13 protein-coding genes and 1 pseudogene are annotated in these 12,789 nt (G+C 26.9%); 6 read left to right on the top strand and 8 right to left on the bottom strand.

Annotated features, from left to right (window positions below):
• Positions 1–75 precede the first annotated feature (75 nt).
• Together LQ694_RS08230 and LQ694_RS08225 are read right to left on the bottom strand one after the other, a co-directional pair.
• On the bottom strand, positions 76–714 hold the full coding sequence (locus LQ694_RS08230) for a hypothetical protein (RefSeq protein WP_218696793.1): 639 nt from the start codon (positions 712–714) through the stop codon (positions 76–78).
• Between the two features lie 614 nt (positions 715–1,328).
• Positions 1,329–2,246: an Ltp family lipoprotein gene (locus LQ694_RS08225; RefSeq protein ID WP_239771987.1), complete on the bottom strand. Its 918-nt coding sequence runs from the start codon at positions 2,244–2,246 to the stop codon at positions 1,329–1,331.
• A 249-nt stretch (positions 2,247–2,495) separates the two neighbouring features.
• Here LQ694_RS08225 and LQ694_RS08220 point away from each other — a divergent pair.
• From LQ694_RS08220 to LQ694_RS08210, 3 genes and pseudogenes are all read left to right on the top strand, one after another.
• A pseudogene (locus tag LQ694_RS08220) lies at positions 2,496–2,630 on the top strand (low specificity L-threonine aldolase); the annotation flags it as partial.
• A gap of 96 nt (positions 2,631–2,726) precedes the next feature.
• Positions 2,727–3,224 carry a GNAT family N-acetyltransferase gene (locus tag LQ694_RS08215; RefSeq protein ID WP_048539890.1) on the top strand — a complete coding sequence of 166 codons (498 nt, stop codon included), beginning with the start codon at positions 2,727–2,729 and terminating at the stop codon, positions 3,222–3,224.
• A gap of 317 nt (positions 3,225–3,541) precedes the next feature.
• Entirely contained in the window at positions 3,542–4,426 is an 885-nt protein-coding gene (locus LQ694_RS08210) for a sulfite exporter TauE/SafE family protein (protein WP_239771985.1), read from the top strand.
• Between the two features lie 266 nt (positions 4,427–4,692).
• Here LQ694_RS08210 and LQ694_RS08205 read toward each other — a convergent pair whose 3' ends face one another.
• Positions 4,693–5,655 carry a DUF202 domain-containing protein gene (locus LQ694_RS08205; RefSeq protein ID WP_218696795.1) on the bottom strand — a complete coding sequence of 321 codons (963 nt, stop codon included), beginning with the start codon at positions 5,653–5,655 and terminating at the stop codon, positions 4,693–4,695.
• 387 nt (positions 5,656–6,042) lie between these two features.
• Between LQ694_RS08205 and LQ694_RS08200 the strand changes: the two genes are divergently transcribed.
• Positions 6,043–6,819, top strand: coding sequence for a hypothetical protein (locus tag LQ694_RS08200; RefSeq protein ID WP_218696796.1), 777 nt, complete (start codon positions 6,043–6,045; stop codon positions 6,817–6,819).
• Positions 6,820–7,213: 394 nt separating this feature from the next.
• Here the strand turns inward: LQ694_RS08200 and LQ694_RS08195 are convergent, their stop codons facing one another.
• Positions 7,214–7,417 carry a hypothetical protein gene (locus tag LQ694_RS08195; RefSeq protein ID WP_239771983.1) on the bottom strand — a complete coding sequence of 68 codons (204 nt, stop codon included), beginning with the start codon at positions 7,415–7,417 and terminating at the stop codon, positions 7,214–7,216.
• Positions 7,418–8,281: 864 nt separating this feature from the next.
• Positions 8,282–9,094, bottom strand: a complete 813-nt coding sequence (locus LQ694_RS08190) for a hypothetical protein (protein WP_239771981.1) — start codon at positions 9,092–9,094, stop codon at positions 8,282–8,284.
• Positions 9,095–9,693: 599 nt separating this feature from the next.
• On the opposite strand from LQ694_RS08190, the gene LQ694_RS08185 reads away from it, so the two are divergent.
• Both LQ694_RS08185 and LQ694_RS08180 read left to right on the top strand, forming a co-directional pair.
• A complete protein-coding gene (locus tag LQ694_RS08185) occupies positions 9,694–10,227 on the top strand; it encodes a hypothetical protein (RefSeq protein ID WP_218696801.1) in 534 nt (177 codons plus the stop codon).
• A 56-nt stretch (positions 10,228–10,283) separates the two neighbouring features.
• Positions 10,284–10,736, top strand: coding sequence for a GNAT family N-acetyltransferase (locus tag LQ694_RS08180; protein ID WP_107566212.1), 453 nt, complete (start codon positions 10,284–10,286; stop codon positions 10,734–10,736).
• A gap of 328 nt (positions 10,737–11,064) precedes the next feature.
• On the opposite strand, the gene LQ694_RS08175 is transcribed toward LQ694_RS08180, so the two are convergent.
• From LQ694_RS08175 to LQ694_RS08165, 3 genes are all read right to left on the bottom strand, one after another.
• Entirely contained in the window at positions 11,065–11,493 is a 429-nt protein-coding gene (locus tag LQ694_RS08175) for an Hsp20/alpha crystallin family protein (protein WP_218696802.1), read from the bottom strand.
• 181 nt (positions 11,494–11,674) lie between these two features.
• On the bottom strand, positions 11,675–12,082 hold the full coding sequence (locus LQ694_RS08170) for a plasmid mobilization protein (RefSeq protein WP_119651358.1): 408 nt from the start codon (positions 12,080–12,082) through the stop codon (positions 11,675–11,677).
• 124 nt (positions 12,083–12,206) lie between these two features.
• Positions 12,207–12,392, bottom strand: a complete 186-nt coding sequence (locus LQ694_RS08165; RefSeq protein WP_016998735.1) for a hypothetical protein — start codon at positions 12,390–12,392, stop codon at positions 12,207–12,209.
• Between the last annotated feature and the right edge of the window lie 397 nt (positions 12,393–12,789).

Here is a 12,789-nt window from a genome sequence, read left to right as displayed (position 1 = left end):
TAATGAGCTATTAATTTATTTCAAACTCGGTCAAAATTAGTAATGATTATTTTTTATGTTTTTTGCGAAATCCTGTTATTCATTATCAGCTGAATCATATTCATATCCATATTTTTCAGCGTCTCGTTTCATAATTTCTTCCTTTTGAGCTTCGGTTGCATTATTCCATTCGTCCTGTCCATTAACCCATTCTTCATGTGCAGCTTGTTCTTCAGCAGTTCTGTATACACCATTATTCTCATAATCGTAAGTTTCTTCTTCATCTTCATTAGCTTGTTCATCATAAATAGATTTTTCTTGTCCACTTTCAACTCTTAACGAACTTTCATATGCAGCTTGTGCTGGCCCTTCGAGTACATTTCCTTGAGGGATAACACCATTTGAAACTGCACTATTGTAAGCAATAATTTTCTGCTCTTCAGTATAATTACCATTCAAAATTTGAACTAATGAATTTCTATCAGTTATATTGTTGTAATCAATTGAGCTAGTTAACTCTTGTTCGTTTGAAGATTCTTGTTCATTAGATGTATTTTCCTCAGTAGACTCTTCTTCTGTTTTAGGTTCTGATTCCTTAGTTGTTTCTTTATCTTTCGAATCGTTCTTTTCTTTATCTTCTTTTGGTCCAGGATCGAATATTGATTCTTCTTTTTTCTCTCCACATGCGCCTAATACTAGTAATGATGATAATAATAAAACAATTAGCTTTTTCATATTTCTCCCCCTAATATAAGTAAAATATCATTAACTTGATTATAATCTAATTACACTTGATTAGTATATATTTTTTATATTTAATTTTGAGCGTAAATATTCTATTTATTCTCCTACACCTTCAACCTATCATTTGAAATAGACAACATAAATGAAATATGTTAATTTATATATAGAAAAGGGTGACACACTTATTGTGTATCACCCAAGAGAGCCCGTTAAAAAGACGGTGGCTGATTTAATAGTGCTAAAATAACCATTAAACTCGTCCAAAGTTAGTGATGGTTATTTTTTATGGTTTTCTTTAATCATGACTAAAGCAATGACAGTAAAGACTATCATTAAAATCTCATAGTCAGACATGTTATTCCTTTCTAGGAGTAACAACTATAACCATAGGCATCACCCCTTTATAAGAGATTAGCCACCATCTATCTAACTTGCTCACTTTTTTATTTTATAAAATTAGCATAATATTGTCTATAAATAAATGCTGCATTAAGCTGTAATCTAGGTACCATAATCAACTACATTTTCAAATACAGTTATAGCTTTTAAAATGTCCTAACTAATCAAATTAGCTAGGACTTTTTTATTAATCATACAAATTCAATTTATTCTTCTACACCATCTTCATCATATTTAGTGACAATGCCATCTTCATCTACTATATATGAACCAGCTAGTTCACCATCTTTAGTGTAAAATGCGAATCCCCAACTTCCGTCATCTCTCTTTTCAGGTTCTCTATACGTATAAGTATCAGTATCTAATGTACTTCCTTCATAGTCTTCTACTATGTCCATTACATTACTACGTGTGACAATATCATATTCATCGTCAGTATCTTCATCATCTGAATCTTCATCTGATATATGATTTTCAATATTATCTATAGCATATTGTGCTTCTTCTTGTGTATATTTATCACCCGCATCAGAAGTTAATTGATCAAATAACTCTTTGTCAGACATAGGCATTATTTCTTGATAGCTTTCAGCACTTTTTAATGCATTTTCTTTATAGTCCGCCTCTAAATTATCAATAGCGTACTGAGCAGCATCTTCAGGATATTGATCACCCGCACTTGAAGTTAGTTGATCATACAAACCAGCTTTTGACATAGGCATTACTTCTTGATAATCTTGTGCGCTTTTTAATGCATTTTTAAATTCTCTACTCACACCGTCATCACTATTATCATTACTTGATGAATCAGATTCATTATCATTATTGTCATTGTTTGATGAATTAGATTCATTATCGTTGTTACTATCTGATAAATCATCATTAGAGTCATTATTATTTTCATCTACAACTTCTGACTTTTTAGAAGTCGTATTCGTATTATTCCCAGTACTTTCAAAATCAACATTACTGAACATCATTGAGCATGCTCCAAAAATTATTGCTAAAATAATGAAAATACCTAAGAAACCGCCACAACCCCATAACCATCTCTTTTTATTTTTCCCTTTATTTTTCTTGTAATTTTGGAATTCTTCCCATTCCCTTTTTTGCATTTCATCCATTCCGCTTTCCTCCATGTATTATATTTTTATATTGAAGAACTAAAAAGCAGTATTCTTTCCCGTTACATATTTCTTTAATAGTTTCATATTATCTATAATAATAACCTATCTTCTCAAAAATGAAAGTACTAAATTTAATTTTTAAATTTTAATATGATTACTCAGTATAAATACATCAGTAATTAAATAACTTACAAGTTTTCTATTCATTTTAATCTTTAATTATTGAAAGTTTATAAAGTGGTTTACAAAATCAAAGAGCTAAGTCAACATGTTAAGTTCTCACAATGGGAAAAATATGACCATAACCATAAAATAGTACGCTTCGCTACAAGTTGGTCAACAACTGAAAATGATATAGCTACATTAATAGAGTACATTTAAATAAAGAGAATCCACAAAAAATTAAATTCCCTATATATTTGCTAATGATTATAATCATTAGTTAAACTAGAAATAGAAAAATATAGGAGTGTTAATATGAAACTTAGAGCACTAGAAGTTAGTGATTTACCATTTGTCCATAAATTGAACAATGAATATTCAATCATGTCTTATTGGTTTGAAGAGCCTTATGAATCTTTAACAGAACTTCAATATTTATTTGATAAGCATTTATTAGACGAATCTGAAAGACGTTTTATCGTAGAAGATGAGAATCAAGTTGTGGGAATAGTAGAATTAGTCGAAATTAATTATATTCATCGTAATTGTGAAATTCAAATAATTATTAAACCAGAATTTAATGGTAAAGGATATGCTAAATTTGCTTTTGAAAAAGCAACAAGCTATGCATTTGATATATTAAACATGCATAAGATCTATTTATATGTTGATACAGATAATGAAAAAGCAGTTCATATATACGAATCTCAAGGTTTCAATATAGAAGGATTACTTAAAGAACAATTTTATACAAAAGGTAAATACAAAGATGCATATATCATGGCATTGTTAAAACATGAATATATTTCGTAGCAATATATGTTTCGTTATAGATAATCATAATGAACAATATGTATAGTAGAAAATTAAAATTTATAATTCTTTTTATCGAAATATTTGTGTTAAATATAATTGTTTGGCCAGAGCCCTCTCAACCATTGCGGTTGAGAGGTTTTTTACTATAGTAAATTTAACTGTAAATTCATCATACTTTAAATAGTTTATAAATATCTACATCTAACATATCTATATTTATTATTGACATAAATGTAAATAAAAGATACTATTTATACTAATCCTTAGTAAACAGATAGGATTAATATAATTAATGATTAACTGGAGGCTATTACATGAATAAAATTATTATATTTGCTTTAGCTGGATTTTTAGCAGAATTAGTAGATGGTTCCCTTGGAATGGGATATGGGGCTTCATCTGCATCAGTGTTACTTACATTTGGAGTTGCTCCTGCTATAGCATCAGCAACAGTCCATTTTGCCGAAATTCTTACGACTGCCGCAGCTGGAACATCACATTTAAAGTTTAAAAATGTCCACAAGCCATCAGTCTTGAAACTTGCTATCCCTGGTTCAATTGCTGCATTTATAGGTGCATTCTTTTTAAGTAATATTAATGGTGATTTCATCAAACCATTTATCTCAATTTTCTTATTATCTTTAGGTATTTATATCATTTACCAATTTCTATTTAAAAATAAACCAGATGAACCAAAAATTACTGGTGTAAAAAAGATATCTAATTTTGTTTTAGTACCACAAGCTGCAGTAGCTGGATTACTTGATTCAATTGGAGGTGGTGGCTGGGGACCCGTAAACACGCCTATGTTATTATCAAGTAAAAAAATAGAACCAAGGTACGTTGTTGGTACAGTTTCAGCAAGTGAATTTTTTGTAACTGTTGCTTCTTCGATAGGTTTTTTAATATTTTTAGATTGGTCATCAATCAATTGGATTTTAGTATTATCCTTAAGCTTAGGTGGCGTAGTAGCTGCTCCTATATCTGCTTGGTTAGTAAAATCTTTACCAGTTAGTGTCCTTGCAATCGGAGTTGGAGGTCTTATAATATTTACAAATGTAAGTTCATTGGCTAGCTTATATATTAATAATTCACATATTATTTGGTCTATTAAAATACTGATTATTCTATCTTGGTTATCATTAGTATTGGTAACATTTTATAAAAGTAAATTTAAAAAATTAAACACAAGTACATAAAAATAAGACAAAAACCCCCTCTCAACCATTGCGGATGAGAGGGGGTTACTGTGGCAATACTATGGCAACAAAAATAAAAAGCCCATAACCACAAGGGTTATAGGCTATATAATGGAGAGGGCGGGAGTTCATTATAACGATAATTAAAATATTTCAAATACGCTTCAAGCATTGATATGACAATGTTTTGATTTCATTACTGATTGTGCTTGACATGTATAAATTGAGAAAAAACATAAAATTTGTGCACTCTAATTTACCAACTACTATCCAATTAATTCATCGAATTCAAGTTTATCTTCAACACATTTATAGAAAACTTCTTCTTCTTCGAGTAATGTTGATTTATATAACTCATATAAAGTATATTCATCCTTCACTTTGGGATTAGCTCCAGAAATCAGTCTAGAATTCTCACTAAATTTATTTAATGTAGCTAAAATTTGATCTCTATTTTTATTCCAAAACCCTTTTGGACGATTATTATCATCTAAATAATAAATTAGATTTTTAATAGTTTTATGAGTTTTAAAAAGTTTTTCTTGATTACGAGTAAGCGTAGGTTTTTTAGCCACTTTTTTTTCTAAATAAACTTTTTCCATTTCTTCAAATATAAATTCATTATCAGGAACTTTCTTTATTTGTTCCTTAAATTTAAAAGGTGTTAAAGTTTTCAAACTATCAATTTTCTTATTCATATTTGGTACAATCATGATAGTCTCATTTTGCAAATTATCACTTATATATAGCTTTGTTTCCTTTGATAAATTATTAATTATTTCTTCTATACAGGCTTGTCTATATATTGTTATATATAAATTTAAATTACTTTTCTTATCCTCCACATCAATGATCGAATAGGTTTCTTCTTTAATCTTTAACAATTCAAAATATCTAGATTGTATAATTGTTTCTTTCATCATTTCATTACTTTGAATCATTTGATTCTTTTGTTCTTCTTGTACTTCCTTTGTTCCTTTGAGTTCTTCTCTTGTCATCTCTAATTCTTTTCTAGTCAGTTTCAAATCTTTATTTTGAAGATATGATGTATAGATCAGCATAGTAAATGCAGCTAATGAAACTACACTTTCATCAAGTAGAGTTTCACCACTTTTATATAAATTATAACCAATACTACCTATTATAACTAAAACTAAAGATACAGCTATAAAACCTAAAAACGATTTTTCATTTACAAAAAATAGTTTAATCTTTTTAAATATATTCATGAATGAACCTTCTTTCAAAAATATTATACTTCAAAAACTGTCACAAAGGCATATTTACTTAAAACAAAGGAAGAATTTACTATACAAGGTCTCGATTCTGTATAAAGTTAATGCTACACTCATCCAAGTCAGTGATGGAGTTAACTTTATTTATTTTTAAGAATGATTATATAGTATTTGAAATGTTCTTTAAGTTATTCAGTGAATAATTATTCATACACATTTAAAAGACACAAACACGTATTATTCAAACAATTTTGACGCTAAAATAATGTTAATAGATCAAAAATTAGACCATGCTTATACAACATAAGTAATAAATAGATACAGGTTTTATATCCAAGTACACCTCATAAATAGTATAATATTTCTGAGGTGAAAATAATTATGTCTATAATTTATGCTATACCAGTTATAACTTCTCTTATTTTAGGAATAACGTATATTATTATTACAACTTCTAGAGATCGATTTTTAAAATACACTGAAGTAAATCTTTATTTTGCTATAGGTAAGCTATTGAATTTTTTTATATATTTAATATTCACATCAATGATTGTTTTCTTAATTTCCATAGAACTTTCTGATCATTATAAAATTGACTTAGATAAAGTTTTAGCAGATAAAACTCAAAGGTATTATTATATTAGCCTAATTTCCATTATTATAGTTATGTTATCAATGGCTTACTTTGCTATCTCAACTATGGATTTAAAAGGAAAATCAGTCTACTATATAAAAAATTACAATAAACAAAATCAAACGTTATATATATTGCAACAACATAATGGTAAATACATATGCACTTTTGATAAAATATCTAATGATCAACGTATAATAATTGATAATTCAAAACTAGATGATTTAGAAATGAATGTTTATTCTGAGAGTACAATTAAAAACCTAGATTTTAGTAATGTATTAAATATATATTCTAAGAAAATAGGTGCATCACTCTTTATATTCTTTATGCTTTTCTTATTTATCATATGTATACTAATAATCGGAGCACTGTTTTTAATTAATTATTCTTTAGAATTTGGTTCTAATACATTGTTATTAATCTCTATTGCAGCTTCAATATTTATAGTTGTATTTTTATTAATGATTTATATCACTAACTTCAAGAAAATCAAATCAAAAACCTCCAGCAATAAAAATTAAATATTAATATGAACACTATCTAATTCAAGATAGTGTTTATTATATTTTGTATACTCAAACATAAAAAAAATAATAAACTAGATTATTTTGGAACTAATATCGGATGAAAAATAGCCCACCTATTTTAGTTGGGACTTTGCATATTCATATAACTTAACAGTCTTGTCAAAGATTAAATTCTCTATTTTTCTTTCATCTCTCCATATAAGTCTAATAGATATTGCGTCACCACCAGTAACTTTTTCTGTTTTTTGTCACACTTATATCTGATTCTATTTATTTTCTAACTATTTTTATAATGATAAATTTTAGTGAACTGTTCATCCATTTATATAAACAATAAATATATAGCTTTGGCTAATGGAAGTATGCCAATTGCATCATTAAAAATGTTCTAATTCTTATTTTGGTTATATTTGTCATTTTTATCAACTCGATTTATAATAAAATGGAAGGGATTAAATCCCAACCAATGTGTTATTATTGAAGCAATGGTTGCAACTCCTAAGCAGTAATTTCGGAAGGTTCTGCTTTTAGTTTCTGCAATCTTTGCTTCTTTTTCTTTCCGTTTTAAACGATTTATATTTTCCCACTTCATTACTACACTTCACATTACAAATGACATTCGTCCTTTATATAAATATTTTAATCTATTTTATTTAAAGTATACATAAAAAACACCCCTATCTAGTCTCACTAGGTAGGGGTATAAATTAACTTAATAACCTATTCACTTCTTTTTGAATCACATTAGGATTATGCCTAAATTTTTAATGTTTATCAACTTATGTTTCACCAGTATGCACTTATCAGCTATAACTTGATATATTACCAGTGGAATTTATTGGTTTAACTACAATGCGAGCATAAAAAAACAAGTATCAAAAAAGTGTCAAGAGAATTATTCTCTTGACACTTTTTTGATACCTGTTAGGTCAAAACCCCGTCATATATGGGGTGGAATATGGAGACGGCGGGAGTTCATTAAAACGATAATTAAAATATTTAAAATACGCTATAATTATTGATATAACAACGTTTTGATTGCATTACTGATTGTGCTTGAAATGTATAAATTGAGAAAAAACATAATATTTGGGGCAACACTTTATTATTTCATTATGACCATTCTTTCACGTCAAAAAACACAGAATATTACTACTTACAAAATAATCCCATCACATAAAGTGACGGGATCAAAAACATCATATTAAGATTTAATTTGTATATGTGGAAAGAGAATCAAATCTATAAATCAAGTCTAACATATTAAATTTTCCATGTAAATCAACTATATAATCTAATAATTAATTGTGATAAATAGCACTTTTAAAACCCTATTATATCAACGTTTCTATTTTTAAAAACATCCATTTACACACACTTTTTCATCTCATTATGACCAAATTATGACCAATAGCCAACTTTCACATTCCCTCTCAATTGTACAAGTTAAGATATTTTATATTTTATAATAATAATTAATAAAACTGTTGATATCTCGAACATCTTTAAAAGTAAATTTCTCCCATGTATTTCTAACTTTATGTATATTTTTAAAAATAATTTCTGTATTTATATCACTTTTTTTATACATTGAATTTAATTTTTCCATATCCACACTTACATTCTTTTCACTACCAGATATGTTTGCTATTACAAATCTCCCATTGTCCTGTTCTTCAAAACGTATATAATTTTGATCACTAAATTCAACTACCGTATCAACTTCTTTTAAACCAATCGATTTTCCTACTAAACTAAATGTTTTATCGTATTCATTTTGCACTATTTTCAATAACGAATCTAAATACACTTTTAAGTTTTCATAATCAAACATGATAAGTGAAAACACTCCTTTTTGTTTTCCACTTTTTATAATCGATTCAAGATTATTTTTTAATCTTGTTAATTTGTTATAAAATACTATTAATGAGTCTATATCTTGCAAATTATTCATTTCAATAATTTCTTTTAAATCATTTGCGATAATAAAATTAAAATCATTTAAAATATCTTTATTGAACTCTAAGTTATTCATTACGCTACTAATTATACGTTCTTTTTTAGCTATTTGAGATGCATTTTCCCCTGATATCTTCGCACCTAAATACGCCCCACCAAATGTAGCAAATATACCAACAAATGATATTGCTAATGTGTATGCCTCTAATTTATTATCTGGATCAATGTTACTTAAAAAAAAACCAAAGAATAGTATAAATGCCACAATACCTAATAATGCAATTATTACAAACTGTATTTTATCTTTCATTCTCTCACCTTTTTATCTTAATAATACAATAATGTCCCGAACAATGCATATACATGGCTTCACTCAAAGCGATTTCTAGGCAAGTTAGCCTATAACTATCCACATAAAAGTATTAACTGTTGTCAGAATCACAATGAGTAAAGAGTTATTTATGATCTAATGTCGTGATTCACGACTATCTTATAAATAATTTCATTAGTAGTGGCATCATATATCTGTATATACATATTTCTAAAATAGGAATGTGTATAATACAATACTATTTTGATGGTGTAATAATTTGCTACTCCATCATCAAACGCACAGAATTTGGGGCGTCCTTTTATAAAGGGATCTGTATTATGACGACACCTTATTATCTGTGGTACTCATTTAGTACTTTAGTTTCTTGACCTGCGTACCCAATATGACAACGCAGGTATAATAAAATGTAACAATTGGTAATGATAGCTTGTTAATAAGTCCATACATGAAAGTAACACGTAGACTATTTAAACTATTCATTGTTATCAAATACTATTAAATGTAACATTGAGTATGGATTGTATTGTAGGAATAGAGTAGAATGATGATTAACATTATTATAAAGGGAGTTCATTATGTTAAACATTTTACAAGCGATTGGTTCAATTGGTACGTTTATTATGGCAATTTTATATTTCATTTCAGTAATGATACAAATAAGACAAATTAAAATTTCTTTTATACCATTTTTGGCTTTTGATCAAATTATTATTGAAAAAACAAATCATTTAAAACTGAAAAATTTAACTGAATCTGATTCTGACTATGTAAACACAGCTTTTAAACTACAAAATTTAGGCGGTGGAACTGCTAAAAATATAGATATAACAGTTTATTTAAATGAAAATGAAGTATTACAAGAAAAACACATTAATGTTTTACCTAGTAATAAATTTTATCTAATGCCTATTAATAAAAAAGCATTTGAAGAATTTGAAGATACAATAGAAAATAATGGTTATACAACTAATATGTATATAAATATAAGATATTATAGCCAAATATCTAAAAAACAAAATAGTATCACTTATAGAGTAAATATTGAAGAGTTTGTTAATTTAGATGATAAAGACTTGTATGAAATGACATTTGAAACTATTAATTCATAAAATTTTTAGAATTATATAAACTTCCAAATTTTTTATTATCAAAGAGGAGAATAAAAGTGATATTTAAATTAGATAAAAAAGACAAAGACACCCTAAATAAACTAGGAGCAATCTGGTTGAATTCCAATATAACCACTCATAATTTTATTGATGCCCAATATTGGCATAATAATTACGAAGATGTCCTTAATGCATTCGAAGAGGCGGAAATAGTTGTATATACGAAAAATGGAAATATTTTAGGTTTTTGTGGTTTAGTTGATAATTATATAGCAGGTATGTTTGTTGATGAGAATGAAAGAAATCAAAATATAGGAACAAACCTATTACAATATCTTCAAAAAGAAAAAGAATACCTATCTCTAAAAGTATATAAAGAGAACAAAAAAGCAGTTAATTTTTATAAGAAAAACCACTTTAAAATTGAAGAGTTAAGTGAAGATGAAACTGGAAACGATGAATATACAATGTATTGGAAAAATAAAAATAAATTCGCTAAGCAAAGATAATTTTAACAATAATAAACAAAATACAAATAAAAAGATTACCGAGTAACATAGTTGGTTATATGTTCTTAAGACCTCTTTCGTCTAATGAAATTATAGTATAAAAAATAGCCACCAATTATTGTAGAATTTACTTATTCGTATAGATGTTTTTTACAAATTTTCTAGTTCTTTTGAAAACTATTCTTGACTTTTTTACAGTTTGATAGCACTTAAGTAAGACTAGATAATCCAATATATAGCTTCCATTAAAAGAGAGAGAAATTCAATCATATGAATTTCTCCCTCAATTTGTAGTTAGCACATTAGTCAAAGAGTATTATTAATTTATTTATTGAATATCAATTATTTTAGATTTTTTGTTAATAGAATTTAGTTTGGGAACTGATACATGTAGTACACCATTCTCAAAATCTGCTTTAATATTGTCCTCATCTCCATTTGGTAAATGATAATACCTACTTATTTGTGATTTTGATCTTTCTGTAAACACAGTGTTCCCATTATTATCTTTTTGTTCATTTTCATTACTTTGTATAACACTTAAGTACAGTGTATTCTCTTCATAAGTTAAATTAATATTTTCTTTATTGATACCAGGTAAATCAATATCAACAATATACTCGCTATTTGTTTCCCTTAAATCCGTTTTTGGAATAGCTGTATTAAAATATTTAAATAGCGAATTAAAATGATCATCAAATATTCTTGATGGTGAAAAGTCAAAAATATTTTTATTAAATGGTGTTAAGTTTGACATATAACTTCACTCCTTATTTAAATTTGTTTTATCATTTTGATAAACTTTAGAAAAATCTAAAAAAGGTAGTTTGTCATTTTCGACGTTTTTAAATATATCATTAGTTTTAATTTTACCATCTTTATATTGATTTATAGTTTCAACAATATCTTTTAAAAACAAGGTCAATCACCACTTATTATCAGTAATCTAATTGACTTAACGCAGTTAACAAATCTTTATCATTTTTTAATGCTTCATTATCAATTGTTCCATCTATTTGTATATATGGTATCAGTTGGTTTATTATAGATACTTTTTCATAATCTTTATGAATATTCTCTATAGCCTTTTGATAATCTTTAGTGATTTTAAGGTTTTTAGCTTTTTGTTTTGCATATGCCTTTTCTAATAAATTATATCGGTGAGATGAAACATGATTTTCTGAATCTGTAACTTCCAACACTGTTGGTGTTATTTGATTACCTAGAGCTTGGTGTCTTGAAAACTCCGTTGGAGACATATGACAAGACTTAGCTATTTGTTTGATTTTTTCATATTCCTTAGTTGTTATTTTAAATGTAATTGCCTTTTGATCGCTTCTAGTCATATACTACTCCACTTCTTAACTTATAATATCGAACAACCACGGAATATGTTTAGAAAAATTAGTGTCATTAATTTTCACACCACCTCCTAAAGTTGTTTGAGTTATCAAATGATAATTATTTGAATTATTTTTTCTCAATATTTTTCGATATATCTATAGCTTTTTTGTATGAATCCCACGTAAGTGGCGAAGAAAATTCAATAAATTTATTATTATTGGATTCTCTAGACAATAAATCAATGCTTTTTAACTCAGTAATTCGAGGTGAATAGTTAATGTAATAAGAAGTTTTTGGTTTATCTTTTAACATAATATCTACCTCCAGTTACTTAAAATTATCATTTGATAACTTTCAATTATTTTATAACATATTTTTTATTGTAATGCAACCATTTTCTAAAACTTTTTTTTAGTTATTCAAATTTTATCATCGCTATATATAACCTTCATATTATCAATGTGCTCACGATTAAATCAGTAATCAAAAACATGCGCATTCGGTATAAATAAAAACTTGATATTTATGGCTTATTAAAAGACTACTTTAATGCAATAAAAACCCCATCACACAAAATGACAGGGCAAGTAATAGATGTTTTAATATGAAAATTAAGCACAATATAAGCGCATATATAGTAATTCTACACTATTGATATTAAAACGAATAAAAACATCCCACTAATGTGAGGTGTGATAGAAACTTTTTT

The organism is Mammaliicoccus sp. P-M58, from assembly GCF_022386165.1.
GTDB classification, from domain to species: domain Bacteria; phylum Bacillota; class Bacilli; order Staphylococcales; family Staphylococcaceae; genus Mammaliicoccus; species Mammaliicoccus sciuri.
Note: the sequence above shows the minus strand (reverse complement) of the source record. Positions and strands in the feature narration are given on the sequence as shown.

Coding starts and splice junctions, on each gene's coding strand:
- LQ694_RS08165 (WP_016998735.1), bottom strand. CDS start 12,392: ATGTTAAAAGATAAACCAAAAACTTCTTATTACATTAACTATTCACCT.
- LQ694_RS08170 (WP_119651358.1), bottom strand. CDS start 12,082: ATGACTAGAAGCGATCAAAAGGCAATTACATTTAAAATAACAACTAAG.
- LQ694_RS08230 (WP_218696793.1), bottom strand. CDS start 714: ATGAAAAAGCTAATTGTTTTATTATTATCATCATTACTAGTATTAGGC.
- LQ694_RS08200 (WP_218696796.1), top strand. CDS start 6,043: ATGTCTATAATTTATGCTATACCAGTTATAACTTCTCTTATTTTAGGA.
- LQ694_RS08190 (WP_239771981.1), bottom strand. CDS start 9,094: ATGAAAGATAAAATACAGTTTGTAATAATTGCATTATTAGGTATTGTG.
- LQ694_RS08195 (WP_239771983.1), bottom strand. CDS start 7,417: ATGAAGTGGGAAAATATAAATCGTTTAAAACGGAAAGAAAAAGAAGCA.
- LQ694_RS08175 (WP_218696802.1), bottom strand. CDS start 11,493: ATGTCAAACTTAACACCATTTAATAAAAATATTTTTGACTTTTCACCA.
- LQ694_RS08210 (WP_239771985.1), top strand. CDS start 3,542: ATGAATAAAATTATTATATTTGCTTTAGCTGGATTTTTAGCAGAATTA.
- LQ694_RS08205 (WP_218696795.1), bottom strand. CDS start 5,655: ATGAATATATTTAAAAAGATTAAACTATTTTTTGTAAATGAAAAATCG.
- LQ694_RS08215 (WP_048539890.1), top strand. CDS start 2,727: ATGAAACTTAGAGCACTAGAAGTTAGTGATTTACCATTTGTCCATAAA.
- LQ694_RS08185 (WP_218696801.1), top strand. CDS start 9,694: ATGTTAAACATTTTACAAGCGATTGGTTCAATTGGTACGTTTATTATG.
- LQ694_RS08225 (WP_239771987.1), bottom strand. CDS start 2,246: ATGGATGAAATGCAAAAAAGGGAATGGGAAGAATTCCAAAATTACAAG.